Consider the following 24422-nt stretch of genomic DNA (forward strand, 5'->3'; position numbering starts at 1 on the left):
CCGTGATTGGAGGGTCGACTCGCGTGATTGTGGGGGCGACACGGTGGCCGGCGGGCCAGTTTCGGGGGATTGGACCGCGACAGCGCCGGTCGTGGGGCCTAGCGTCGGTGGGGTGCATCCGAGGCTTGCCGAAGACCTGAAGTCCCTGCCCGAACTGCTCGACGCCGCGCGGAAGTCGCCGGTGAAGCCCTGGCCGGGCTGGCCGAACGGCCCGCCGCCGTTCCGCCCGGCGAGCCGGTCCGGGCGCCGCTGCCGCTCGGAGGTATCGGGGGCCGGGGCGCGCTGGAGGAGTTCTCGCAGCGCTGGGAAGCCGGCTTCGCGGGCAGCGCCGGGCCCCGGTACCTCGGGTTCGTCACCGGGGGCGCCACCCCGGCTTCGCTGGCCGGGGACTGGCTCACCGCCACCTACGACCAGAATCCCGCGAGCGGCATGGACTCCTCGGCCCAGGACCTGGAGCGCGAGACCGTCGGCTGGCTGGCCGAGTTGTTCGGGCTCGGCGCGGAGTTCTCCGGCGCGTTCGTCACCGGCGCCACGATGTCCACGGTCACCGGCCTCGCCATCGCCCGCGAATGGCTCGGCGAGCGCGCCGGGGTGACGGTGTCCGACGACGGCGCCGCCGCGCTCGGCCCGCTCACCGTGCTGTCCGGCTCGCCGCACTCGAGCATCCTGAAGGCGTTGTCGTTCCTCGGGATGGGCCGGTCGGCGCTGCGGAAGGTGCCGGTGCTGCCGGGACGCGAAGCCGTCGATGTCGCCAAGCTGGCCGAGGCGCTCGAAGCGCTCGACGGGCCGGCCGTCGTCGTCGCGAACGCGGGCACCGTGAACACCGTCGACTTCGACGACCTGCGCGCGATCGCCGCGCTCAAGCAGCGGTACGACTTCTGGCTGCACGTCGACGCCGCGTTCGGCGGGTTCGCCGCCCTCTCGCCGGAGCACGCGGCGCTGACCGCGGGCCTCGACCAGGCCGACTCGGTGGTGATCGACCTGCACAAGTGGCTCAACGTGCCCTACGACTCCGCCGTCCAGTTCACCCGCCGCCGCGACCTGCAGCTGCGCGTCTTCAGCAACAACGCGGCCTACCTGGGCGAGATCGGCGAAACCCCGGACTTCCTGCACCTCACGCCGGAGAACTCCCGGCGGCTGCGCGCGCTCCCGGCCTGGTTCTCGCTCGTGGCCTACGGCCGGGACGGGCACCGCGAGATCGTCGAGCGTTGCGTGTCGCTCGCCCGCGACCTCGGCGCACGGCTCGACGGCTCGCCCCGCTGGCGGCTGCTCGCGCCGGTGCGGCTCAACGTCGTGTGCTTCGCCCCGGCCGCCGAGCGTGACATCGATGCTCTCGTGCGTGCGATCGCCGAAGACGGGACCACCTTTCTCACCCCGACGGTGTACGAAGGCCGCCCGGCGCTGCGCGCGGCCTTCAGCAACTGGCAGACGACCGCGGCCGACGTCGAGCGCGTGTTCGCCGCGCTCGAGCGCGTGGCCGCCGGCTAGCTGCGGTCCGACTTCGGCATCAGGTACTTCCACGGCGAGGCGCCGGCACCCAGCTCGCACGGCACGTGCACGAGCGCCGGCCGCCCCGCGGCGAACGCCTTGTCCAGCGCGCCGCGCAGGTCGTCCGGGGTGCGCGCGGTCAGGCCGAGCGCGCCGAACGTCTCGGCGAGCCGGGCGAAGTCCGGGTTCCGCAGCCGCCCGCCCAGCGCCCGGCCCTCGAACAGCCGCTCCTGGTCGAGGTGGACGTTGCCGTAGTAGCCGTTGTCGAACACGACCGCCACCACGTTGAGCCCGTATTGGACGGCCGTGGCCAGTTCCTGCGCGGCGAACATGAACCCACCGTCCCCGGCCACCGAAACCACCGGGCGGCCGGGGAAGGCCGCCTGCACGCCGAGCGCCGTCGGGTAGCCGAACCCGAGCGTGCCCTGGTGGCCGCACGTGACGAAGGTGCGGGGCGAGTAGACCTCGAACCCGAAGTAGGACGCGAAGCCCACCTGGCAGATCTCTTCGACGAAGAAGCCGTCGCGGGGCAGCACGTCCCGGATCGCCCGCAGGTACTCGAGCTCGGGGCCGACGTCGGTGAACCGCTCGGCCACGGCCGCCTTCAGGGCCAGGAACTCCGTCGTCCGGTCCGTCCTCTGTGGACCGACCGCTTCGGTGAGGGCCGCGGTGGAGTCGGCCGCGTCGGCGACGATCGCGACGTCCGCTTCGAGCCGGGTCGCCTGCCTGGGGTCGATGTCGAGCAGGATCGTCTTCAGGCCCGCGGGCTTGTCCGGCCAGCGGAACCACGACAGCTCCATCCGCGACCCGATGCCGACCACCACGTCGGTCTCCGCCCACCGCTCGAAACCGGAGACGCAGGTGAAGCCGAGCGGGTGGTCGTCGCCCACGATGCCGCGTCCGCCGCGGAACGGCACCACCGGCGCCTGCAGCCGCTCGGCCAGCGCCCGGACCTCGGCGGCCGCGTGCCGGGCGCCGCCGCCCACCATGATCATCGGGTGCTTCGCGCCCGCGAGGAGGTCCGCGGCTCGCTCAACCGCGACCGGGTCGACGGCCGGGCGGGGCAGCGGCAGCGGGCCGGCCACCTCGGCGGGCGCGCGCAGGCCCAGCACGTCCCAGGGCACCGCCAGCGAAACCGGCCTCGGCCGCCCGCCCGCGGCTTCGCGGAAGGCGGTCGCCAGCGCGTCCGGGACGTCGACCGGGTGCTCGACCAGCGCCGACCACTTGGTGAGGGTGCGCAGGGTGGCGAGCTGGTCGGGCATCTCGTGCAGGTGCCCGAGCCCGCGGCCGAGGTACGCGCGCGGGATCTCGCTGGTCAGGCAGAGCACCGGCGCACTGGCCCCGTGGGCCGAGAGCATCGCGGCCGAGGCGTTGAGGACCCCGGGGCCGGGCACCACGGTGTAGACGCCGGTGCGGCCGGTCGCCTGGGCGTACCCGAACGCCATGTAGGCCGCGGTCTGCTCGTGCCGGGCGCCGATCACCCGGATGTGGTCGCCCGCGCGGGCCAGGCTGTCGAACAGGTCGTAGGTCTGCACGCCGGGCAGCCCGAAGACGGTGTCGACACCGTGGGCCCGCAGCCCGTCGACGATCAGGTCGGCCGCGGTGGGGGCGGGCGGGGGAATCGGCATCGGCACGGCCTCCTGGGCGTCGTCCGTCGGCAGGACCATATATGGTTTCCTACATGATCAGCGCGTCCTCGGGAAGACCGGTCACGAAGTCCCAGCTGGCCTACGAGACGATCAAAGCGCGGATCATCGACGGCCGCTACGGGCCCGGGTACCGGCTCGTGCTCGACCAGATCGGCCGCGAACTCGACGTCAGCGCGGTGCCGGTCCGCGAGGCCCTGCGCCGGCTCGAGGCCGAGGAGCTGATCCAGTTCGAGCGGAACGTCGGGGCCCGGGTGGTGGCCATCGACCCCACGGAGTACCGGCACGCGATGGAGACGGTGGCGATCGTCGAAGGCGCGGCCACCGGGCTCGCCGCGCCGCTGCTCACGCCGGAGACGCTGGCGCACGCCCGCTCGCTGAACGAGCGGATGCGCCGGAGCCTCGCCGAGTTCGACCCGCTCGCGTTCACGGCGCTGAACGCGGAGTTCCACGAGGTGCTGTTCAGCGCCTGCCCGAACCCGAACCTGGTCGACCTGGTGCAGCGCTGCTGGACCCGGCTGGCGGCGGTCCGCGACAGCACGTTCGCGTCCGTGCCGGGGCGGGCACCGGCGTCGGTCGAGGAGCACGAGGGGTTGCTGGCGCTGATCGAGGGCGGGGGCGATCCGGCGGAGGTCGAGCAGTTCGCGCGGGGGCATCGGCTGGCGACGCTGGAGGCTTATCTCGCGCGGCAGCGGTGAGGACGGGCGGCTCGGGCTCGGGGCTTCGCGTGGTGGGGCTCCGCCGCGCGGGGGTCTGGTGGGATGCGGGTCGCGTGGCCTGGTGCTGTGGGCGAGGTGCTGGCGAGGGTTCGCTGTGTCGGCGCGGATTGGTTCGGGCGACGGTTGCTCGGCAGGTGCGGCGTCGGTGTGGGTGGGCTGTTCGTGAGGTGCGCTGGGCAGGTTCGGGCAAGGGTTGCTCGCGCGGCGCGCGGGGAAAGCGCGGACTTTGTCCGGAGGGTTGCCCGGGCCGCGTCGGAGGTGTCAGGGTCGGGGATGCCGATCTTCTCCGCGCCGGACGGGACCGCGCTGGCCTTTCGCCTCCGCGGCTCCCGCGGTGAGCCTGTCGTCTGCCTGCCCGGCGGGCCGATGCGGGCCGGGGCCTATCTGGGGGACCTCGGAGGCCTCGGCGGCCGGCGGCAGCTCGCCGTGCTGGACTGCCGGGGGACCGGGGACTCCGAGACACCCGGTGATCCCGCGACCTACCGGTGCGATCGGCAGGTCGAGGACGTCGAAGCGCTGCGCAAGCACCTCGGCCTCGAACGGTTCGACCTGCTCGGGCACTCGGCGGGGGCGAGCCTCGCCACCCTCTACGCCGCTCGGTATCCCGGGCGGCTGCGCCGGCTCGCGCTCGTCGCGCCGAGTCCGCGGGCCGTCGGCTTGCAGCTGCCCGTCGCCGAACGGCGGCGGATCATGGCCCGGCGGTCCGGTGCGCCCTGGTTCGATGCCGCCGCCGCGGCTTATGAGGCCATCGCCACCCGGACCGCGACCAGCGCGGACTGGGCCGCCGTGGCTCCGATGTACTACGGCCGCTGGGACGACGCCGCCCGGCGGCACCAGGCCGCCGAACCCGGGCAGCGCAACGGTGCCGCCGCGCGCGTCTACAACGCCGAGGGTGCCTTCGAACCCGAGCGCACCCGGGCCGCGCTCGGTGCCGTCGACGCTCCTGTGCTGGTGCTGGCCGGTGAGCTGGACTGGATCGCCAGCCCGGGCGTCGCCGCCGGGTTCGCCGCGCTCTTCCCGGACGCGCGGGTCACCGTTCTGCCCGGTGCCGCGCACTACCCCTGGCTGGACGACGCGCCCGCGTTCGTCTCAGCCGTGGCCGGCTTCCTGGCCTGACGCCGGGTTCCGGCGCGGTTTGATGCGGACCGCCGGCAGCTCGGGCGCCGGCAGCCGCCGCGGGGTGCCCGAGTAGCCCGTGACGGCGCCGAACTGGTCGGACTCCGCCTGCCACGCTTCGCGGAACGCCGCGATCTCCTCGTGGGTCCGGCCGACGAAGTTCCACCACATCAGGATCTCCTCGTCGAACGGGGTCCCGCCCAGCAGGAGGAACCGGGCCGGCGCCGAGCCCCGGTTGCTCAGCGTCAGGGAGCGCACGCCGGTGCCGACGTAACCCAGCTCGGCCGCGCGGACGCGGGTGCCCGCGACGACGACGTCGCCCGTGTCCGCCAGGACGCCGTGCTCGAAGCGGGGGTCGACACCGAGCGACATGTGGGCGTCCGGGCCCAGCACGATCTCCGCGCCCAGGAGCGGGGTGAACGTCGGGATCGGGGACGTGCGCCCGGCCAGCGACCCGAGGAACACCCGGATCTCGGCGCCCTCGATCCGGTTCACCGACGGCACGTAGTGGTCGAAAGCGCGTGCCGTGTGCCGGTGCCGCTCGGGCAGTGCCACCCAGAGCTGGACGCCGTGCAGCGTCTTCGCGGTTTCGGTCGAGACTTCCGAATGACAGATGCCGTGCCCGCCGGTCATCAGGTTCAGCTCGCCGGGGCGGACCATCGCGTGCGTGCCCAGGCTGTCGCGGTGCTCGATCTCGCCCGCGAACAGCCAGCTCACCGTCTGCAGGCCGGTGTGCGGGTGCGGGGCGACGTCCATCGCGCCGGTGATCTCGGTCGGGCCGTAGTGGTCGGCGAAGCACCAGGCGCCGATCAGCGACCGGGACCGCTGGGGGAGCGTCCGCCGGACCCGCATCGCCCGCGGGCCGCCCAGGGGAACCTCACGCGGGGTGAGGATCTCGACGGCCGGGTGCTCGGGGTCGGCGGTCGCGGGCCGGTCGCCGCAGGCGAGCTCGGTGGGGGCGGCCTCGGTGTTGCTCATGCCCGCCACGGTAGTCGCGTTCCCCGCCCGGACCGGCGTGCCCGAGGCGGCCCCGGCGGGGCGGGATGACGGAGGCGGCCCCGGCTGATGGGGCCGCGTGCCCCGCGTTCGTTGTGGAGTTGTCAAGCTTCGCGCCGCCGGGTCAGGCGGCGTGGTGCTGCTGCCGCGCCGCGACGATCGCCCGGCCCTCGGCCGTCAGGATCGCCGGGACCAGCTCGCCCGGCAGGCCGGGGCGGGCCGCGCGGACCAGGCCCTGGTGGGCCAGCGCGTGGGCAGCGAACTGGTCGCCGCACGACACACCGTCGATGAACAGGTCGGGCTCGCTGCTGCAGGACACCCGGCCGCGGCCCGCGCCGACCGCTCGCAGCATCGCCAGCATCCGGTGGTTCACCAGGGGGCGGACGACCGGTGTGCCGGTCTCTTCGGTCCTGTTCATCGCGGTCCCTCCCGCTCGTGGTCCGACCTCGTCCTATCCGTGCGTCGAACCGGCTGACGGGATTTCGACAGCACATCCGGAACCGGTCGGACCGGCAGCGTCCGTCCATCGTCACCGCTGCCGGTCGAGCCCGGGTCGACTCCCCGTCAACGGGTGTCCGGACGCCGGCCGCGACCGGACGGGCTCAGAACGGAGGCGCCGCGGCGACCGCCGGCTCCGGCGTCCAGGAACTGCTCGCCTCGCCGCCCGCGGCCCGGCTGAGCCTGGTCACCTTGGCCGTGGCGTACCGCAGGGCGGGGCCGATCTCCTCGACGTCCAGCTCCGTCACGGTCCGCTTCTCGCCCTCCTTCGTGTCGTACGACCGCTGTCTCAGCCGGCCTTGGACGACCACGCGGGCGCCGCGCCCGAGCGACTCCGCGACGTTCTCCGCGTACTGCCGCCACAGGCTGCAGCGCAGGAACATCGCCTCGCCGTCGCGCCAGGCGCCGGACTCGCGGTCGAACGTGCGCGGCGTGGACGCGACCGTGAAGTTCGCGACCGCGGCGCCGGACGGGGTGAACCGCAGCTCGGGGTCGGTCGTCAGGTTGCCGACCACGGTGACCAGCGTTTCGCCTGCCATCGGGCTCCTCCTTCTGCTCCGGGTGCGGGGTGCACCGCTCTCGCCGACGAGGAGAGCACGGGGGTCCGACAGTTCCGGGCCGGGCGACGAGCTGCCGGCACCCGGCCGGGCTGGTTTCCCGCCGCCGTGCCGACGGCGTTCCAGCAGGAGCCGGCCACGCTCTCCCACCGGCCGGCGGACCTGTGCGCGCTGGCCGCGATCGCGCTCGAAGAGGCCACGCGTTCCGTGCTCGAAATGGACCCCACGCTGGGCGGACGGGTGCGAGAAGACGCCGCCGCGGGCGAGGACCAGGCGGGGGCATCGCCGGCCCTGCACGCGCCGCCGGAGGAGGACGTGAAGGCGGTCGCCGCCGCCGTCTGCACCGCCGTGGATCTCACTCGGATGGGTGGTCTTGCGCGGGAGGTCGCGGAGCCGCGGCGGGCGCCGGTGGAGGTGCGGCCGGCGCTCGGGCGGCTGGGCGGGCACGCGGTGGCCACCGTCGACGTGGTGCTGCTCGCGACGGTCTACGGCCGGTTCGCCGGGACGGCGGCCCTGATCGCACGCCGGGCCGTGGCGTTCGCGGCGGTCGGCGCCTGACGCGACGGCCCGGACGATGTCCGGAAAGCCGAACTAGATCCTGATTGTCCGAAATGGACGAAGCAGCGTCGGACGCCGAAACCGGTCAGCGCGCTCGAACCGCCGCGGACTCAGCTGCCCTGCTGCGGGAACTGGCCCTGCTGCGGGTACTGCTGCTGCGAAGGGTGCTGCGGCTGCGGGAAACCCTGCGGCTGCGACGGGTGCGGCGGCTGGAAGCCCTGCGGCGCCCCCTGCTGCGGGAACCCCTGGGACGGCGGCTGCTGCGGGTAGCCCGGCTGGGCACCCTGCTGCTGCCCCTGCTCCTCCTGCGCCTGCAGGCGGACGGCGTCCTCCTTCGGGATCCGGTTCTCGATCCCGCAGAACGTGCACTGCGCGGAGTACTTCACGCTGATCGGGAAGAGCGGGATGAAGAAGAGGGTGAACTTCGTGACCGCCTTGCGCACCGCGTGCGAGGCGGGGTTGCCGCACCGGCCGCACAGGAAGGTCGTCATCGCCAGCACGTAGATCCGCGTCCGCCAGCCCCAGATCAGCATCGGTACTTCTTTCTCCCAGGTCTTCTGTTCGCCGCGCAGCCTCGCACACCGGCCCGCCGCCGCGTGGCGGTTTCGCCGAACTCGGGGACCAGGGGGACTAGATTGTGATCATGCCGAGCGATTTCGTCCTCAAGACCATGAACGCCGTGCACCGCGGCCTGATCAAGCTCAGCGGCGGGAAGGTGGGCTGGCAAGCCGCCATGCCCGTCCTCGAGCTCACCACGACCGGCCGCAAGAGCGGGCAGCCGCGGTCGGTGCTGCTGACCTCGCCGCACCAGGACGGCGACACGCTGGTCGTCGTCGCTTCGCGCGGCGGGGACGACACGCACCCCGCGTGGTTCCTCAACCTGCGCGACAACCCGGACGTCGAGGTCTCGCTCAAGGGCGCCCCGAAGCGGCCGATGAAGGCTCGGGTCGCCGACGCCGGCGAGCGCGCGAAGCTCTGGCCGAAGATCACCGGCGACTTCAAGAACTACGCGCAGTACCAGACGAAGACCGAGCGCGAGATCCCGCTCGTCTTCCTCGAGCCGCGCTAGCTAGCTCCGCGCGGTCAGGTAGCCCGGGTCCGGGCCGGGGATCTGCTGGTCCGGCACCCCCGCGAGCAGCCGGCTCATCGCGTGGAAGTACGGCGGCGCGGCGACCGTGCCGCCGAACGCGCCGTGGCCGCAGTCGCCGAGGTGCACCGGCGTGCCCGGGCAGATTTCGCGCGGGTGCGGGCCGTCGGCGAAGACCATGGACGAGACCGCGTAACCGTCGACGCCGCCGACGAACGCCACGGACTCGCTCTGCTGCGTCGTGCCCGTCTTGCCGATGTCGGGGCGCGTCCAGCCGGCCGCGTGCGCGGCCTGGGCCGACGTGCCGTTCGTCGTGTCCTTGCTCAGGCCCGCTTCGAGGGTGTTCGCCACCCCGGTCGGGATGACCTGCTCGCACGCCTGCTGCTGGACCGGCACCGCGTTCCCGTTCCGGTCGGTCACCGAGAGGATCGGGTTCGGCGGGCACCAGACGCCGCCGCTCATCAGCGTCGCCGAGACGTTGGCCATCTCGAGGGGGCTGACCGGGCTGTTGCCGAGGGTGAACGACAGCAGGTTCCGGAAGTACTTCGACTGCGGCTCGTTGTACTGCGGATTGCTCGAAGCGGGGTCCGGCACGGCTCCGGCGTCGTTGGTCGCCAGGGTGTTCCGCAGCCCCAGCTTGTACGCCATGTCGAGCACGGCGGGCATCCCGACCTGGTTCTCCAGCCCCACGAAGGCGACGTTCGGCGACGTCGCGAGGCCGTCGGCGAGGCTGATCGGGTCGGCGTAGTGGCCGTCGTTGTGGACGGTGTAGCAGGCTGTGTGCGCGTTGGCGTCCGGCGGCGTGAAGCACTGGCTGTCCGGGTTGGGCAGCGGCGTCTCCAGGCCCGCCTTGCCGGTGACGAGCGCCGCCGCCGAGGTGAAGATCTTGAACGACGAGCCCGCGCCGAACTCGTTGCTCGCGTCGGCGACGATGTCCGTGGACGTCTCGCCCCGCGCCGGATCCGTGCCGTAGTTCCGGTTGGCGACCATGGCGAGCACCTGGTGGCCGTTCGAGCCCGGCTGGACGACGGCGAAGGTGTTGGCCACGCCGTCCTGGGTGGTCGGCACGTTCGCGTCGACGGCGTCCTTCGTCACCTGCGAGACGCGCGGGTCGAGGGTGGTCTTGATCGTGTAGCCGCCGGTGGCGAGCTGGTCCGCGGTGAACCCGGCGCGCTCGAGGTAGTTCTCCGCGTAGGCGCAGAAGAACCCGGCGTCCGGCGCCGCGCCCAGGCACGTCCCGGACGGCGTCACCGGCCCGTCCGGCAGCAGCCCGAGCGGCGCCGCCTTGGCCGTCGGCGCGTAGGACGCCGGCAGGGAGCCGTTGGACACCATCGCGTCGATGACGAGGTTGCGGCGCTGCAGGGCCTTGTCCGGGTGCGTGTACGGGTTGTAGATGCTGGGGTTGTTCACCATTCCGGCGAGCAACGCCGCCTGCGGCACGGTCAGTTTGTCCGCCGTCGTCCCGAAATAGGCTTTCGCCGCGGCGCCGACCCCGTACACGGTTCCGCTGAATTCGACCACGTTGAGGTAATTCGCCAGAATGTCGTCCTTGCTCGTGGTGGCGTTGAGCTGGACGGCCATTTTCGCCTCGCGCAGCTTGCGCGCGAGCGAGTCCTCGCGATCCTCCTGCTGCGCGATCGGGTCGGTCCGGTCGACGACGTTCACGAGGTAGTTCTTGACGTACTGCTGGGTGATCGTCGATGCGCCCTGCAGCGAACCGCCGGCGCTGTCGTTGACCGCCGCGCGGAGCATGCCCTGCACGTCGACGCCGCCTTCGGTGTAGAACCGGCGGTCCTCGATGCCGATGATGGCGGCCTTCATCGTCGTCGCGATCCCCGCCGGGGTCACCGGGAGGCGGTACTGCGCGTAGAGCGTCGCGATCGGGGTGCCGTCGCGGTCGGTCACCGTCGTCGTCAGCGGCGGATCGGCCGCGGCGAGCTGGGCGGAAATGGCGTCCACCGAATCGCTGACCTGATTCGACAGCAGGCCGGCACCGATGGCGGCGGGCGCCACCGTGCCCGCCACCAGAATTCCGGCGAGAACGCACAAACCGGCAAAAGAGACCACGCCAGGGCGACCATTCACGAAACCGAGATTAGCCACCGGGGAATGAAGCCGCCGTTCGGTGAGATATGTGCCTCAACGGGCCAACCTGCCGAGCAGGGCCGAGGCGACCGCGATCGCGACGGCGGTCGCCGCGGCCAGCACGCCGAAGTCGAGCCCGAGGTGCGACGGGGTGCCGATCAGCAGCCCGCGCAGGGCGTCGACCTGGTAGCTCAGCGGGTTGACGTGGCTGAGCACCTTCAGCCACGACGGCATCAGGTCGACCGGGTACAGCGCGTTCGAGCCGAAGAACAGCGGCATCGTGATCGCCTGGCCGATGCCCATCAGCCGTTCCCGCGACAGCACGATCCCGGCGATCACGATGGACAGGCAGCAGAAGAACGCCGACCCGAGCACGAGGATCACGGCCATGGCGAGGAGCTTCAGCGGGTTCACGGTCAGCCCGACGCCGAGGATTGCGGCCAAGACCAGCACCATCAGCGCCTGCACGAGCGCGCGGACACCGGCGGCGAACGCCTTTCCCGCGACGAGCGCGGCGCGCGGGGTCGGGGTCACCAGGAGCTTGGCGAGCACGCCCGCGTCGCGTTCCCAGATGATCTGGATGCCGTAGAAGATCGAGATGAACAACGCCGACTGCGCGAGGATGCCGGGCGCGAGGTAGTCGAGGTACGGCGTCGAGCCGGTCGGGATCGCGCGCAGCCGGGTGAAGGTCTCCCCGAAGATCAGCAGCCACAGCGCGGGCTGGATCGCCCGGGTGAGCAGCTCGGTCTGGTCGCGGCGCAGCTTCTGCAGCTCCACCAGGCACATCGCGCCGACGCGCGCGGCGAGGATGCGCGCCTGGCGCAGCAGACCGGGGTCAGCCGAGACGGCGGGCGGTGCGGCGAGCGGCACGGACACTGCGGATCCCTCCTTCGTCGGTTTCGAGGCGGTCGCCGGTGACCGCGCGGAACACGTCGTCCAATGTGGACCCCGGCCCGAGGTCGGTCTCGAGGTCGGCGGGGGTGCCCAGCGCCCGGATCCGGCCGGTGTGCATGAGCGCGACGCGGTCGCAGTACTGCTCGGCCTCGTCCATGTAGTGCGTGGTGACGAGCACGGTCATGCCGGTCTCGGCGCGGATCTGCGTGATGCGCTCCCACACGGCCGAGCGGGCGACCGGGTCCAGCCCGATCGTCGGCTCGTCGAGGATCAGCAGCCGCGGCGAGCTGACCAGGGCCTGGGCGAGCTCGAGCCGGCGGATCATGCCGCCGGAGTAGCCCTTCGCGACGCGGCCGGCTTCGTCGGCCAGCCCGACGAGGTCCAAGGCGCGCCGCACCTCGGCGTCCCGCCGCGCGCGCGGCACGTCGAAGAGCCGCGCGAACAACGCGACGTTCTCGCGCCCGGTCAGCGCGCCGTCGGCCGAGAGCTGCTGCGGGACGTAGCCGATGAGCCGCCGCACGGCCATCCGGCGGCGCGCGACGTCGACGCCGAAGACCGTGATGTGGCCCGCCGTGGTCGGCAGCAGCGTCGTGATCATCCGGAGCGTCGTCGTCTTGCCGGCGCCGTTCGGGCCGAGCAGGCCGAACACCTCGCCGGGCGAGATCTCGAGGTCGACGCCGTCCACCGCGCGGGTCGTCCCGAACGAGTGGCTCAGCTCGGTGCACCGCACCGCGGGTTCGGTCATGGCTGCTCCTTCAGGATGCCCATGAGCTTTTCGAGCGCCGGCAACGCCTGCTCGATCGCCGCTGTGTCCTCTTCGGACAGTCCGGTGAGCGCTTCGGCGACGAGCCCGGTGCGGGCGCGCCGCAACGACGCGATCCGCTCGTGCGCGGCGCCGGTGATCTCCAGCCGCGCCGCGCGCCGGTCCGCCGGATCGGCTTCCCGGTGCAGCAGGCCGGCGTCGACGAGCTGGTTAACCAGCGTGCTGACCGAGTTGGCGGCCAGGTGCAGCTCGCGCGCGGCCGCGGCGACGCCGATGCCGGGGTGGTCGGCGACCACGCGCAGCACCTCGACCTGCGCGCCGGGCAGCGGGAAGCCGGGAACGTCGGCGCGCACGCGGCGGCGCACCACCCGGCGGATTCCCTGGACGGCGCCGAGCAGCCGTTCGGCGAGTTCGGTCATGCCGTCAAGGTAGCTCTGACTCAGATCTATTAGCAATGCTAAATGTCTGTTGGGGGAGAAATGCGGGGAAATCAGCCCGGCAGGCGGGCCGCTTCCGCGAGGGCCAGGTCGAGCAGGCCGGGGAAGCGGGCGTCGAACTCCTCGCGGCGCAACGCGTTGAGCCGCTGCGTGCCGCTGTCCCACTGCTTCAGCAGGCCGGCCGCGCGGAGGATCTTGAAGTGCCGGGACGCCGCGGGCTTGCTGACCGGCGGCATGATCGCGCCGCACGACTGGCCGGGTTCGCGGGCGAGCGCGGCGACCATGGCCAGCCGGTGCGGGTCGCGCAGCGCTTCCAGGGCCTCGGGGAACGAGACGTCCGCGAGGGCCGGGTGCTCCAGAGGGGTCGCGGTGCGGCTGGCCATGCTCCGAGTATCCCCGGTTGCCGCGACGCGGCCCGCTGTGCCATGGTCGATGTTAGCCGATCGATTAACATGGGGAGCTCAAGGTGCGCGTCTACCGTCCCGAGTCCGGTCGTCTGGTCCGGCGCGAAGAGCGCACGCCCGAGCCGCGACGGGGTGAGGTGCTCGTCCGGGTCCGGGCGACGTCGCTGAACTACCGGGACCTGCTCATCCTCGACGGCGGCCTCGGCGCCGGCTCCGGCAGCCTGATCCCGGTGTCCGACGCCGCGGGCGAGGTCGCCGCGGTCGGCGAGGGCGTCACGCGGTTCGAGCCCGGCGACCGGGTGATCAACGCCTTCCACTCGGACTGGATCGCCGGCCGGCTGCCCGACGGGCTGGCCGGCTACGGGAACGCCCAGGACGGCTGGCTCGCGGAGTACCGGGCCGTCGGGGAGCACGCGCTCGTCGCCCTGCCGGATTCCCTGACCTACGAACAAGGCGCGACGCTGCCGTGCGCCGCCGTCACCGCGTGGACATCGCTCAGCGGGGTGAGGCCGGGCGACGTCGTGCTCACCCTCGGCACCGGGGGCGTGTCGCTGTTCGCCCTGCAGCTCGCCAAGCAGCACGGCGCGCGCGTCGTCGCGACGACCTCGAGCGCGGCGAAGGCGGCCAAGCTGACCGGACTCGGCGCGGACGCCGTCATCGACTACACCGCGACGCCCGAGTGGGGCAAGGCCGTCCTCGACGCCACCGGCGGCCGCGGTGCCGACCGGATCGTCGAGGTCGGCGGGCCCGGCACGTTCGCGCAGTCGCTCGTCGCGGCGGGGACGCACCACGCCGACATCGCGCTCGTCGGGTTCGTCGGCCGCAGCGGACCGCCCGTCGAGTTCATGGACCTTTTCCGCAGTGGCGCGACCATCCGCAAGATCTGGGTCGGCAGCCGCGAGGACACCGAGGATCTCCTCCGCCACCTCGCCGTGCGCCCGATCGCTCCGGTCATCGACGGCGTCTTCCCGTTCGACCACGCCGGTGCGGCGTTCGAGCGGTTCCGGAGCCGGCACAACCTCGGCAAGGTGGTCATCGCGGTGCCGTGAGGCGAAAGGGGTACCGCTGATCGGCTGAACCTGACACGGAGTGACCGTTCGGCGGCGAAGTGCTGCCGTTCGCCGCGTGATCGCCGCGTTCCGATCCGGAACCGGCGGCCGCGGGCGCATGCTGTCCTTTCCGACCCCGCGTCCCCGCGCCTGACGTCCACTGTGGACATTGCCAGTGCGCCCGGCCCGGCGGTCTTTTCGACCGGAGATAGGACACATAGTCGTGACCCTGCTGGACAGCAAGCTCGTCCGCTGCTGGACGTCCCGTCCGGACCTGCAGTCCCTCTACAGCCTCGCCGCGGCCGCCCCGCGGATGCGTGCCGCGCTCGGCCTCACGCCCACCGGCGGCGGCACGGTCGGTTTCAAGGTCGACGGCGACGCGCTGGCCCGCACCGAGGCGGAGCTGATCGCCGCGACGTCGCCGCGGCTGCCGGTGCACCCGCTGGTGACCCTGGACCTCGACGGCCGCTCGACGGTCCGGTGCTGGCGCCGCAACCACGACCTGCGCGTGCTGACCGGGGACCTCGTGGACGTCGCGAACCGGCTGGCCCGGGCGGGCTACGGCGGCTGCCTGCGGTCGGCGACCGTCGAGTTCGCCGAGCCGGGCGGGCGCCGCGACCGCAAGCTCGCGCTGGTCTACCTGTTCGGCCGCGGCACGTTCCACCTGGCGCCGGCCGCCGGGACCCCGCCCCTCGACCGCGCGCTGGAACTGCGCGCCCGCGCCGCGCTGCACGGCGCGCTGCCGTTGGAACCGCACGCGCACCGCCGGTTCGTCGTCTGAAATTCCCGCGTTTGTCCAGGTCACGGGCTTCTGCGAGGATGCTGCTCTCGTCCGGACCGAAGGAGATCGCCGTGGCTTCCGTTCTCAACCCGTACCTGAGCTTCCGCGCCGAGGCCCGTCAGGCCATGGAGTTCTACAAAAGCGTCTTCGGCGGCACGCTGACCGTCAACACGTTCGGCGAATTCGGGGCACCCGAAGGAGCGGACGCGGAGAAGATCATGCACGCCCAGCTGGAGACCGACAACGGCTACACGCTGATGGCGTCCGACACCCCGACCGGGATGGACCACAACCCGGGCACGAACATCACAGTCAGCCTCAGCGGCGACGACGCGGCCGATCTGCGCGCCTACTGGGAAAAGCTGAGCGAGGGCGGCACCGTGACGGTTCCGTTCGAAAAGCAGATGTGGGGCGACGAATTCGGTTCCTGCATCGACAAGTTCGGCATCCCGTGGATGGTCAACGTCGTCCAGAAGGCGTAACGGGGCGTTGCAGCCCGGGCCCGCGTCGGTGACGATGAGGGGCCGGCGTGCTCCCGCGCCGGGGCGAAGGAGGCCCGATGGCGGGTTTTCCCTGGACGTGCGCGCAGTGCGGCGCGGTCAACGACCCCGCGGCCGGGCGGTGCGGGACCTGCTCGAGCCTGGCCCCGGGCCGGGCTCGAGCGCGGGCCCTGTGGGTGCTGCTGGCCCTGATGCTGGTCGCCGCGGCCGCGATCGGCGGGGTCCTGCTGTTCACCTCGCGCTCGAAGCCCGCGCCCGCCGCGTCCGGGCCGTTCCCGTCGTACACGACGCCGGCCCTGCCGACGACCAAGACGGTGGTCACCACGGCGAACGGCGTCACCCCGCCGGTGACGCCGCCGACGTCGACCTCCGCGACGCCGGCGGGGAAGCCGTGCCCGGGTGACGCGGCGCGGTACCTGCCGGGCGGCCAGGGGACGGCGCTGCTCGTGGCGCAGACGGTGAAGTCGCTGATCACGATCTGCCGGGTGCCCGACGGGCGGATCTTCTACGACGGCCAGGCCCGCGGGCAGGCGGCGTCCGACGACACCCACATCATGCTGCCCGCCGAGCCCTCGGGCGACGGTTTCGTCGCGAAGAACGGCGACTACACCTACCAGGTCGGCGGCGGCAGGCTGGTCGTGTCGGCCGGGTCCGGCGTGCTCTCGGACGACGAGCTGACCACGGTCGGCTGAGCGCCCGCTCAGGATGTGGGAGCGCCGCCACGGGACCGGCGGTTCCGAGCATCCTGGCGGTATGGCTTCTCCGCTCGACAACCCGGTTTGGGCGTCCCTGACCGGCCCGCACGCCCGCTTCGCCGAACGACGCGGACGCGTGGTGCGCTACGCCGAGGACGTCGCTCCGTTCCTCGGCCTTCCCGACGATCCCCGCGAGCAGGACTGGCTCGACGTCGCCGAGCTCGGCGGGCCGGGAGCCGTCGTCGTGCTCGCCTCCACCACCGCCCGGCCGCCGGCCGGCTGGGAGGTGCTCGACGAGCTTCCCGGGGTCCAGCTCGTCGACGAGAGCGTCGCGGCCGCGCCGGACCCCGAAGCCGTGCGGCTCGGGCTCGCGGACGTGCCGGAGATGCTGGACCTCGTCGAGCGGACGAAGCCCGGGCCGTTCCGGAAGCGGACCGTCGAGCTCGGCACGTACCTGGGCATCCGGCGCGATGGCGCGCTGGTCGCGATGGCCGGCGAGCGTATGCACCCGCCGGGCCACACCGAGATCAGCGCGGTGTGCACCGACCCGGCGTACCGCGGGCAGGGCCTCGCGACGCGGCTCGTGCTCGCCGTGGCGGCGGGCATCCGCGAGCGTGGCGAGACGCCGATGATGCACGCGGCCGCGAGCAACACTTCCGCGATCCGCCTGTACCTTTCGCTCGGCTTCGTGCTGCGGCAGCGGCCGGACTTCGTCGCGGTCCGCGTGCCGGGCTAGGCGCCGCCGGGCCCGCAGTGGCCAGAAGGCCGGGAACCACCGAGATCCGGCCAATGGCGGCGGGATGTCGATTCCGGCGTCCGCGATTCGACGTCCCAGTAGAGAAAGGGGACCGAGATGACCGCCACGACTTGCACCGCCACGCCGGCCCGGATCCGCAGCCTGCCGGTCCTGCTCGCCACCGAAGACGACGCCGAGGATGTCGGCCTGCTGGCGCCCGACGACCGCCTGACCTGCCACGTGCACGGCCGGTGGATCCACCAGTGCGTGGCCTCGCCGACCCACGTCAGCCCGGTCACCCGGCACCGCTGGTGCCGCGGCTGCCGGACCGCGCTGTGCGTCGCCGTCGACGAGCTGTCGCAGGCCGTCTCGATGACCTGCCCGCGCTGTGGTCACGGCGGCAGTGCCGCCACCACCCGGCTGACCGCGGCCTGCCGCGCGAGCCTGGCCGCCGAGCGCGACGCCCGGCGCGCGGCCTGACCGCCGACCGGCAGCGCCTGGTGTCGCGGGTCGCAAGTTGGTCGACATCGGAAGCGGCCGATGCCGACCCGCCCGCCTGGACTCCCGGCCGCGCCGATGCAGTGAATGACCCGTTCACCTCGCTCGACGCAGTGAATGACTCATTCCTGTCATCACGCGACCCACCGCTCAGCACCCGCAGCCGTCAACGAACCTCGGACGCGCGACCCTAGCTCGGCACCCACATCGTCACGCGGGTGCCGCGGCCCGGCTGGGAGTCCACCGTGCCGTGGCCGCCCACCTCGGCCAGGCGGGCGATGATCGACTGGGTGATGCCGAAGCCCGGGGGCCGGTCGTGGACGTCGAAGCCCTGGCCCTGGTCGCGCGCCACCACCGCGATCCCGCCGTCGCGCTCCTCCACGCGCAGCACGACCTGCTTCGTCCCGGAGTGCTTCACCGTGTTGCGCAACGCTTCCCGCACCGCTTCGCACATCGCCGTGCGGCGGTCCTGGGACAGCTTGTCGTCGTCGGCGAAGTCCGCGGCGACGAGCTGGGTGCGCAGGCCGTCGCGGGCCATCTCGGTCGCGACGTCGGCCAGCTCGACCGCGAACCCGCGCGCCGTCCCGTTCGGGATCGGCTCGGTGATCCGGCGGCGGATTTCGGCCGCCTCCGCCTTCGCGACCGAGCGCACTTCGGACAGCCGGCTCACGGCGTGCGCGTCGTCGCCCGGTGCCGAGATGGCGAGCGCTTCCAGCGTCTGCAGGACGCTGTCGTGCATGATGCGCCGCGTCCGGCGGCGCTCGGCCTCGCGCCCGCGGCGGATCCCGATGTCGACCGCGAACCGGGTGCCGGCGCCGAGCAGGATGAGGATGCCCGCGGCGAGCACGATCGCCACCGCCAGCGCGACCATGCAGCCGATCGACCGCGTCAGGGAGAGCGGGTCGGTCAGGGGCAGGCCGCCGGCCAGGGTGAGCGCCGCCCGGAGCGGGGCGGCCGCCACCACCAGCCACAGCGCCGAGGGCAGTCCGGACGTGCCCGCCCACATGGCCACCGCGCCGACCAGCCAGGTCCAGGCCACGTCGACCGCGAACGGCTGCACCGCCGCCGGGGCCGTCGCGGCGACGGCGAAGTTGAGCGCCACCCCGACGGCCAGGTCCAGCGCGAGGGCGCGGCCGGTGCTGCGGGCCCGCAGCCCGCCGGTGCGCAGCACCCAGGCCACCGCGCCGGTGTTGGCCGCGACGGCGAACACCGTGGCGGCCAGCACCGGCCCGAGCCCGACCCGGCCGTTGGCCGCGGCGAACCCGATGAACACCTTGACGAACGCCGCGATCCGGTAAGCGAGCGGCACGACGACCCAGTAGCGCGCGGCGCGGGCGAGCGTCGCGTCCCCGACGGCGGCGAGATCACTGTGCTCGTCGGGAGGCTCGGCCGGCTCCGCGGGTGTGCCGCTGCGCAACAGCGTGCGAACGAGCGCGCGCGGCGGTGCGGCAGAGCCCGCCTCGGGCATCGGTGGTCCCCATTTCATCCGGCCGTCCGGGCGGTCTGAGCCTGGCAGCGCGGCGGGGGCGTCGTCAACCGCTCCCCGGGGTAGGGGTCAGTAGGTGTGGAACACCGTGTCCTCGCCCGCGTACTCGGCCCAGCCGGGTTCGCCGGTGGCGGCGAAGCGGTACCAGGCGCTGTTCAGGTCGCGGGCGAGCTCCCGCGGCGGGTGCTCGCCGAGCAGGCCCCGCGGCCCGGACAGCGGTCCCAGCGCGTCGAACACGAACGGCAGCTCGAGCCCGTGACACGCGCCCAGGCTGCCCTCGAGCAACGGGGAACCCCACTCGAACTCGTACCGGAAGGTCCGGCCGCCGTGGTGCTCGGCCAGGTCGCGCACGCCGTCGCGGAACACCAGGTCGGTCAGGGCCGCCACGAGGACCTCGCCCGCCGAGCGGTCCGAGCCGAGGCCGTACCGGTGGAGCACGCCGGCCGGATCGGGGTGCGAGACCGCCAGCGACGCCACGGCCTGGTCGTCGGTGACCGCCTCGAGCGCGCCGGTGGGCACCAGGTAGAGCCGCATCTCCTCGCTGCAGCTGCCGACGACCAGGTCGACGTCGCGGCCCGCGCCCGCGCGGATGGCCTTGGCCGGGTGCTGCGGCAGGACGTCGTCGCCGACCATCGGGAGGAACGGGCTGAGCCCGTACCCGCGGTCGTAGCCGAGCGCGTCGCGCAGGTCGGGGGCGCCACCGGGCCGCAGGACGGCCTCCTGCGCGTCGAGCAGCTGCTCGGTCGAGACCTTCCGGAACGCCTCGGCGGTCGGTTCGGCCTTCAGCTCGTCGGCGATCACCCGGGCGAGGCGGCGGGACTGGACGCCGTCGCGCACCATGTCCGGGTGTCCACTCTGGACGATGGCCCGGTGGAAGAGCCCCTGCGAAAGCGGGGAACCGAGGAGGCAGGCGACGCTGACCGCGCCGGAGGCGGCGCCGAAGAACGTGACGTTGCCGGGGTCGCCGCCGAAGCCGGTGATGTTCTCCTGGACCCACCGCAGGGCCGCGAGCTGGTCGCGCAGGCCCAGGTTCGTCGTGCCGCCCTCCAGCGGCAGGAAACCGTCGGCGCCGAGGCGGTATTGGACGGTCACGAGCACCGCGCCGGCGTGCGAGAACGAGGTGCCGTCGTAGCCCGGTGCCGACCCGGTGCCGCCGAGGAACGCGCCGCCGTGCACGAACACGAGCACGGGCAGGCCGGCCGCGCCGAGCTGCGGGGTCCAGACGTCGACCGTCAGGTACTCCGGGCCCGGCCGCCAGCCGGTGCCGGTCAGGGGAGAGAGGTCGAGGCCGGGCACGTCGTGCCGGCGTTGCGGTGCGGTCGGCCCGGGTCTGCTCGCGTCGCGGACGTCCTCCCACGGCGGGGCGGGGACGGGTTCGGCGAAGCGCAGGTCGCCCTCGGGCGCGGCGGCGTACGGGATGCCGCGGAACAGCGCGAAGCCGGCGGCGGTGACGTGACCGCGGACCGCGCCGGACGTGGTGGGGACGACGGGGTCGGTCATGCCGGGGGGTCCCTTCGAGGAAGATCGGGCGAGCGCCCGTCAGCCTAGGACCGTGGACGGGCCGCCGTCATGGGCGATCCGCCGAGAGTTGTCGCGGATGGATAACGGCGCCGGGCCCGTTGCGCCAGGTGGCCGAACGCTCGGGGGCGGACACGCGCGCGTGTCCGCCCCCGAGCGATCAGTCCTCGAGCAGATCTTCGATGGTGATCGGGATGTGCCGGACCCGGATGCCAGTGGCGTTGTGCACCGCGTTGGCGACCGCCGCGGCCATGCCGACCGTGCCGATCTCGCCGAGCCCGCGCGCGCCGACCGCGTTGTGCAGGGTGTCCGGGTACTCGACGAAGTGGACGTCGACCTCCGGGATGTCGGCGTTGACCGGGAGCAGGTAGCTCGCGAAGTCGCCGTTCGCGAACCGGCCGTTCGCCTCGACCTCCAAGCCCTCGTGCAGCGCCGCCGAGATGCCCCAGATCATGCCGCCCATCAGCTGGCTGCGGGCCGCTTTGTCGTTGATGATCCGGCCCGCGTCGAAGACGCCGAGCATCCGCGACACGCGGGCCTCGCGCGTCCACTTGTGCACGCGGACTTCGACGAACTGGGCGCCCCACGAGGCGAACGAGTGCTTGGTCATCTCCTCGCCGGGCGCCGACGTGCCGGTCACCTCGAGCGATTCGCGTCCCACGGCTCGCAGCAGCTCACCGAACGTCATGGACCGCCCGTCGGCGAAGACCCGGCCGTCGGCGTAGGTGACTTCGGCGCCTTCGAACGGCGCGCCCGGGTCGGCCGCCAGGGCGACCAGTTCGTCGATCGCCTTGGTGGCGGCCAGCATGATCGCCGTGCCCGCGCTCGCCGTCGCCGTCGAGCCGCCGGACATGCCGCCGGGCGGCAGGGTCGAGTCGCCGAGCCGCGGCACGATCCGGTCGGCGGGGATGTCCAGCGACTCGGCGCCCACCAGGGAAAGCACGGTGAGCAGGCCGGTGCCGGGGTCCGCGCCGCTCGTCGCGACGACGGCGGTTTCGTCCGCCCGCAGGGTGATGCCGACCGTGGCCGGGAACCGCAGGGCGGGGAACACCGCGGTGGCCACGCCCATGCCGACGAGCCAGTCGCCGTCGGTGCGCGTGCCCGGCGGGCGGTGCGCCCAGCCGAACCGGTCCGCGCCGATGCGGAAGCACTCGTCGAGGTGCTTGCTCGACCACTGCAGGTCGTGCCCGGGCGGGGCGGTCGAGTTGTTGCGGACGCGCAGCTCGATCGGGTCCATGCCCAGCTTCACGGCGAGCTCGTCGATCGCGCTCTCCAGCGCGAACGAGCCCGGCGCCTCGCCGGGGGCCCGCATGAACGTCGTCGGCGGGAGGTTCAGCGGCACGACCTTCTGCGTGATCGACAGGTTCTTCGTGGCGTACCACTCGCGCGAGGTGCCGTGCGACGTCGGTTCGACGAACGACCGGGCGACGTCCGTGTGGCACCACGAGTCGTGGCGCAGGGCGATCAGGGTGCCGTCCGGCTCGGCGCCGAGCGCGAGCTTCTGGACCGTCGCGGCCCGGCCGGCCGTGGCGGTGAAGACCTGCTCGCGGGTGAGCGCGGCCTTCACCGGCCGGCCGAGGGCCCGGGCCGCCGCCGCGGCCAGGAACGCCGGCGTGGAGGTCCGCCCCTTGCCGCCGAACGCGCCGCCGACGAACGGGTTGATCGCGTGGACGGCGTCCGGCGCCAGGTCGAGCGCGATGGCCAGCTCCGCCGCCTGCATGTTGGACGCCTGGTTCCCGCTGTAGACGGTCAGCTTGCCGTCGTCCCACACCGCGACCGCGGAGTGCGGCTCCATCGCGGCGTGGTTCTGCGTCGCGGTCGAGTAGGTCGCCTCGACGACGACCGGGCTCGCGGCCAGGGCGGCTTCGATGGATTCGACGCCGTCTTCGAGCACCTCGATTTCCGGGGGAGAGCCGTCGAAGCCCGGCGGCGCGACTTCGGCCGTGTCGAGCCCCTCGGCGAGCGAGGTCAGGGCGGGCCGCTCGCGGTAGGCGACCGCGACGAGGGCCGCCGCGTCCCGGGCCTGCTCGAACGTCTCCGCGACCACGAAGGCGACCGGCTGGCCGTAGTAGGTGACTTCCTTGTCCTGCAACGGAACCCACGTCTCGCCGAACACCGGCAGGCTCGGCGGGCGCAACGCCAGCGAGTCGAACGGCGTGTACACCTCGAGCACGCCGGGCGCGCTCTTGGCCGCGGTGGCGTCCATGGCTTCGATCTCGCCGTGGGCGATCGTGCTGAGGACGAGGTAGCCGTAGACCATGCCGGTGAAGGAGTGGTCGGCGCCGTACTTGGCCTCGCCGGTGACCTTCAGCGGCGCGTCGAGCCGGGTGATCATCGGGAGCTCCCCTCGGTCAGTTCGAGCAGGGCGCGGACGATCGTCCGCTTGAGCAGCGACACCTTGAAGGCGTTGTCCCGCAACGGGCGCGCGCCGTCGGCGGCCACGGCCGCGGCGGCTTCGAAGGAAGCCTGGGTCGCCGGGGCGCCCCGCAGGGCGTCTTCGACGGCGGGCAGGTGCCACGGCACCGTCCCGACGCCACCGGCCGCGACCCGCGCGTCGGCGATGACGCCGTCGCGGACGTCCAGCGCGACGGCGGCCGAGCACAGCGCGAACTCGTAGGACTGGCGGTCGCGCACCTTGACGTAGGTCGAGTTCGCGGCCCAGTCGCGACGCGGGACGACCACGTCGGTGATCAGCTCGCCGGGGCGCAGGTCGTTCTCCAGCGCCGGGGTGTCGCCGGGCAGCTGGTAGAAGTCGCGCAGGGCGACTTCGCGGGTGCCTTCGGCGTTCGCCAGCAGCAGGCGCGCGTCGAGCGCCACCAGGGCGACGGCGACGTCACTGGCGTGCGTGGCGACGCACGAGTCGCTGGTGCCGAGGATCGCGTGCATCCGGTTGGCGCCGTCGAGGGCCGAGCAGCCGCTGCCGGGCTCGCGCTTGTTGCACGGCGTGGCGACGTCGCGGAAGTACGAGCAGCGCGTGCGCTGCAGCAGGTTCCCGCCGATGCTGGCCATGTTCCGGATCTGCTGGGACGCGCTCAGCAGCAGCGCGCGCGAGATCGCCGGGTACACCTGCGGGTGCGCCGCGATGGCGCTCATCCGCTCCAGCGCGCCGAAGCGCAGGCCGTCGCTCGTGTCGATGCCCTGCAGCGGGACCTGGTTGATGTCCAGGACGTGCTCGGGGGTGAGGACGTTCAGCTTCATGAGGTCGACCAGCGTCGTCCCGCCGGCCAGGAACGTGCCGGGCGTCGCGAGCGCGTCGTCGACGGTGGTGGGGGCGGTCAGCTCAAAGGGACGCATCGGCCCGCCTCGCCTGGTCGACGGCCTTGACGATGTTCGGGTAGGCCGCGCACCGGCAGAGGTTGCCGGACATGAACTCCCGCACGTCCTCGACGTCCTGCTCGACGGCGGCGACCGCCGACATGATCTGCCCGGCGGTGCAGAACCCGCACTGCAGGGCGTCCTGGTCGACGAAGGCCTGCTGCACCGGGTGCAGCTTGTCCTCTGTGGACAGTCCTTCGACGGTGGTGACCGGCTGCTTGACGGTGGCGGCCAGCGTGAGGCACGACAACACGGGCCGGCCGCCGACGTGCACGGTGCAGGCGCCGCACTGCCCGCGGTCGCAGCCCTTCTTCGGGCCGGTGACGTCGAGGCGCTCGCGCAGCGCGTCGAGGAGGGTCACACCGGGATCGACGTCCAGGTGTTCGGTACTGCCGTTGACTTCGAGTGAGATGTCCACTGGTCTCTTTCCGCAGCTCGTCCGGGTGGGTACCTGACGGTGGTGGTGGCGGCGAACGGGGAGCGGATACTCATCCGCTTCACCCGATCGTGAGGCTAGCGGATTACAATCCGGTTCGCAACGAACCGGACATGCTGGAGCGGCTCCAGGTCTGGGTTAGATTCGGCGGGACGGCACG

At 72.9% G+C, this 24422-nt stretch carries 26 protein-coding genes; 11 read left to right on the forward strand and 15 right to left on the reverse strand.

Features of this window, described 5'->3' with window-relative positions; translation table 11 throughout:
• Positions 1-378 precede the first annotated feature (378 nt).
• Positions 379-1488, forward strand: coding sequence for a pyridoxal-dependent decarboxylase (locus tag AB0M83_RS01980; RefSeq protein ID WP_364511705.1), 1110 nt, complete (start codon positions 379-381; stop codon positions 1486-1488).
• Here AB0M83_RS01980 and AB0M83_RS01985 read toward each other — a convergent pair.
• Positions 1485-3155, reverse strand: a complete 1671-nt coding sequence (locus tag AB0M83_RS01985) for a thiamine pyrophosphate-dependent enzyme (RefSeq protein ID WP_364511022.1) — start codon at positions 3153-3155, stop codon at positions 1485-1487. The two genes, AB0M83_RS01980 and AB0M83_RS01985, sit on opposite strands and share 4 nt — an antisense overlap.
• A gap of 2 nt (positions 3156-3157) precedes the next feature.
• On the opposite strand from AB0M83_RS01985, the gene AB0M83_RS01990 reads away from it, so the two are divergent.
• Positions 3158-3832, forward strand: a complete 675-nt coding sequence (locus AB0M83_RS01990; protein ID WP_364511024.1) for a GntR family transcriptional regulator — start codon at positions 3158-3160, stop codon at positions 3830-3832.
• 294 nt (positions 3833-4126) lie between these two features.
• Positions 4127-4969, forward strand: a complete 843-nt coding sequence (locus AB0M83_RS01995; RefSeq protein ID WP_364511027.1) for an alpha/beta hydrolase — start codon at positions 4127-4129, stop codon at positions 4967-4969.
• Here AB0M83_RS01995 and AB0M83_RS02000 read toward each other — a convergent pair.
• The 3 genes from AB0M83_RS02000 to AB0M83_RS02010 all read right to left on the reverse strand — a co-directional run bounded on the left by AB0M83_RS02000 (position 4943) and on the right by AB0M83_RS02010 (position 7002).
• A complete protein-coding gene (locus tag AB0M83_RS02000) occupies positions 4943-5947 on the reverse strand; it encodes a pirin family protein (protein ID WP_364511029.1) in 1005 nt (334 codons plus the stop codon). The genes AB0M83_RS01995 and AB0M83_RS02000 overlap by 27 nt on opposite strands.
• Positions 5948-6089: 142 nt before the next feature.
• Entirely contained in the window at positions 6090-6383 is a 294-nt protein-coding gene (locus tag AB0M83_RS02005; protein ID WP_364511032.1) for a hypothetical protein, read from the reverse strand.
• Positions 6384-6567: 184 nt separating this feature from the next.
• The gene (locus AB0M83_RS02010) at positions 6568-7002 is read right to left on the reverse strand and encodes a single-stranded DNA-binding protein (protein WP_364511035.1); all 435 of its coding nucleotides are present in this window, start codon (positions 7000-7002) and stop codon (positions 6568-6570) included.
• A 126-nt stretch (positions 7003-7128) separates the two neighbouring features.
• Here AB0M83_RS02010 and AB0M83_RS02015 point away from each other — a divergent pair, with 126 nt between their 5' ends.
• Positions 7129-7578, forward strand: a complete 450-nt coding sequence (locus AB0M83_RS02015) for a phosphate uptake regulator PhoU (protein ID WP_364511038.1) — start codon at positions 7129-7131, stop codon at positions 7576-7578.
• Positions 7579-7688: 110 nt separating this feature from the next.
• Here AB0M83_RS02015 and AB0M83_RS02020 read toward each other — a convergent pair whose 3' ends face one another.
• The gene (locus AB0M83_RS02020; RefSeq protein WP_364511041.1) at positions 7689-8111 is read right to left on the reverse strand and encodes a zinc-ribbon domain-containing protein; all 423 of its coding nucleotides are present in this window, start codon (positions 8109-8111) and stop codon (positions 7689-7691) included.
• Positions 8112-8221: 110 nt separating this feature from the next.
• Here AB0M83_RS02020 and AB0M83_RS02025 point away from each other — a divergent pair, with 110 nt between their 5' ends.
• Entirely contained in the window at positions 8222-8647 is a 426-nt protein-coding gene (locus AB0M83_RS02025; protein WP_364511044.1) for a nitroreductase/quinone reductase family protein, read from the forward strand.
• Here AB0M83_RS02025 and AB0M83_RS02030 read toward each other — a convergent pair whose 3' ends face one another.
• The 5 genes from AB0M83_RS02030 to AB0M83_RS02050 form a co-directional block, all read right to left on the reverse strand.
• Positions 8648-10690 (reverse strand): transglycosylase domain-containing protein, encoded by a 2043-nt coding sequence (locus AB0M83_RS02030; RefSeq protein WP_364511047.1) that lies wholly within the window; start codon positions 10688-10690, stop codon positions 8648-8650.
• 114 nt (positions 10691-10804) lie between these two features.
• Entirely contained in the window at positions 10805-11626 is an 822-nt protein-coding gene (locus AB0M83_RS02035; RefSeq protein WP_364511049.1) for an ABC transporter permease, read from the reverse strand.
• Positions 11586-12389: an ATP-binding cassette domain-containing protein gene (locus tag AB0M83_RS02040; protein WP_364511052.1), complete on the reverse strand. Its 804-nt coding sequence runs from the start codon at positions 12387-12389 to the stop codon at positions 11586-11588. Before AB0M83_RS02040 ends, AB0M83_RS02035 begins: the two co-directional genes overlap by 41 nt.
• Positions 12386-12826 (reverse strand): MarR family transcriptional regulator, encoded by a 441-nt coding sequence (locus AB0M83_RS02045; RefSeq protein ID WP_364511055.1) that lies wholly within the window; start codon positions 12824-12826, stop codon positions 12386-12388. The genes AB0M83_RS02040 and AB0M83_RS02045 overlap by 4 nt, the downstream gene beginning before the upstream one ends.
• A gap of 71 nt (positions 12827-12897) precedes the next feature.
• A complete protein-coding gene (locus AB0M83_RS02050; RefSeq protein WP_285480296.1) occupies positions 12898-13227 on the reverse strand; it encodes a helix-turn-helix domain-containing protein in 330 nt (109 codons plus the stop codon).
• An 83-nt stretch (positions 13228-13310) separates the two neighbouring features.
• On the opposite strand from AB0M83_RS02050, the gene AB0M83_RS02055 reads away from it, so the two are divergent.
• From AB0M83_RS02055 to AB0M83_RS02080, 6 genes are all read left to right on the forward strand, one after another.
• Positions 13311-14297, forward strand: coding sequence for an NAD(P)-dependent alcohol dehydrogenase (locus AB0M83_RS02055; protein ID WP_364511059.1), 987 nt, complete (start codon positions 13311-13313; stop codon positions 14295-14297).
• A gap of 223 nt (positions 14298-14520) precedes the next feature.
• Positions 14521-15078: a hypothetical protein gene (locus AB0M83_RS02060; RefSeq protein ID WP_364511062.1), complete on the forward strand. Its 558-nt coding sequence runs from the start codon at positions 14521-14523 to the stop codon at positions 15076-15078.
• Between the two features lie 71 nt (positions 15079-15149).
• A complete protein-coding gene (locus AB0M83_RS02065) occupies positions 15150-15560 on the forward strand; it encodes a VOC family protein (protein ID WP_364511065.1) in 411 nt (136 codons plus the stop codon).
• Between the two features lie 77 nt (positions 15561-15637).
• The gene (locus AB0M83_RS02070) at positions 15638-16270 is read left to right on the forward strand and encodes a hypothetical protein (RefSeq protein ID WP_364511068.1); all 633 of its coding nucleotides are present in this window, start codon (positions 15638-15640) and stop codon (positions 16268-16270) included.
• Positions 16271-16331: 61 nt separating this feature from the next.
• On the forward strand, positions 16332-17009 hold the full coding sequence (locus AB0M83_RS02075; protein WP_364511071.1) for a GNAT family N-acetyltransferase: 678 nt from the start codon (positions 16332-16334) through the stop codon (positions 17007-17009).
• A 117-nt stretch (positions 17010-17126) separates the two neighbouring features.
• Complete coding sequence (locus AB0M83_RS02080; protein WP_364511073.1) at positions 17127-17489, forward strand: hypothetical protein; 363 nt, start codon at positions 17127-17129, stop codon at positions 17487-17489.
• A gap of 208 nt (positions 17490-17697) precedes the next feature.
• Here the strand turns inward: AB0M83_RS02080 and AB0M83_RS02085 are convergent, their stop codons facing one another.
• The 5 genes from AB0M83_RS02085 to AB0M83_RS02105 form a co-directional block, all read right to left on the reverse strand.
• Positions 17698-18975 (reverse strand): ATP-binding protein, encoded by a 1278-nt coding sequence (locus tag AB0M83_RS02085; RefSeq protein WP_364511075.1) that lies wholly within the window; start codon positions 18973-18975, stop codon positions 17698-17700.
• Positions 18976-19062: 87 nt separating this feature from the next.
• The gene (locus AB0M83_RS02090; RefSeq protein WP_364511077.1) at positions 19063-20493 is read right to left on the reverse strand and encodes a carboxylesterase family protein; all 1431 of its coding nucleotides are present in this window, start codon (positions 20491-20493) and stop codon (positions 19063-19065) included.
• 178 nt (positions 20494-20671) lie between these two features.
• On the reverse strand, positions 20672-22846 hold the full coding sequence (locus AB0M83_RS02095; RefSeq protein WP_364511080.1) for a xanthine dehydrogenase family protein molybdopterin-binding subunit: 2175 nt from the start codon (positions 22844-22846) through the stop codon (positions 20672-20674).
• Positions 22843-23805: a xanthine dehydrogenase family protein subunit M gene (locus AB0M83_RS02100; protein ID WP_364511083.1), complete on the reverse strand. Its 963-nt coding sequence runs from the start codon at positions 23803-23805 to the stop codon at positions 22843-22845. The genes AB0M83_RS02095 and AB0M83_RS02100 overlap by 4 nt, the downstream gene beginning before the upstream one ends.
• Positions 23792-24244, reverse strand: coding sequence for a (2Fe-2S)-binding protein (locus AB0M83_RS02105; protein ID WP_364511086.1), 453 nt, complete (start codon positions 24242-24244; stop codon positions 23792-23794). The genes AB0M83_RS02100 and AB0M83_RS02105 overlap by 14 nt, the downstream gene beginning before the upstream one ends.
• Between the last annotated feature and the right edge of the window lie 178 nt (positions 24245-24422).

Source organism: Amycolatopsis sp. NPDC051106 (assembly GCF_040682775.1).
Classification (GTDB): domain Bacteria; phylum Actinomycetota; class Actinomycetes; order Mycobacteriales; family Pseudonocardiaceae; genus Amycolatopsis.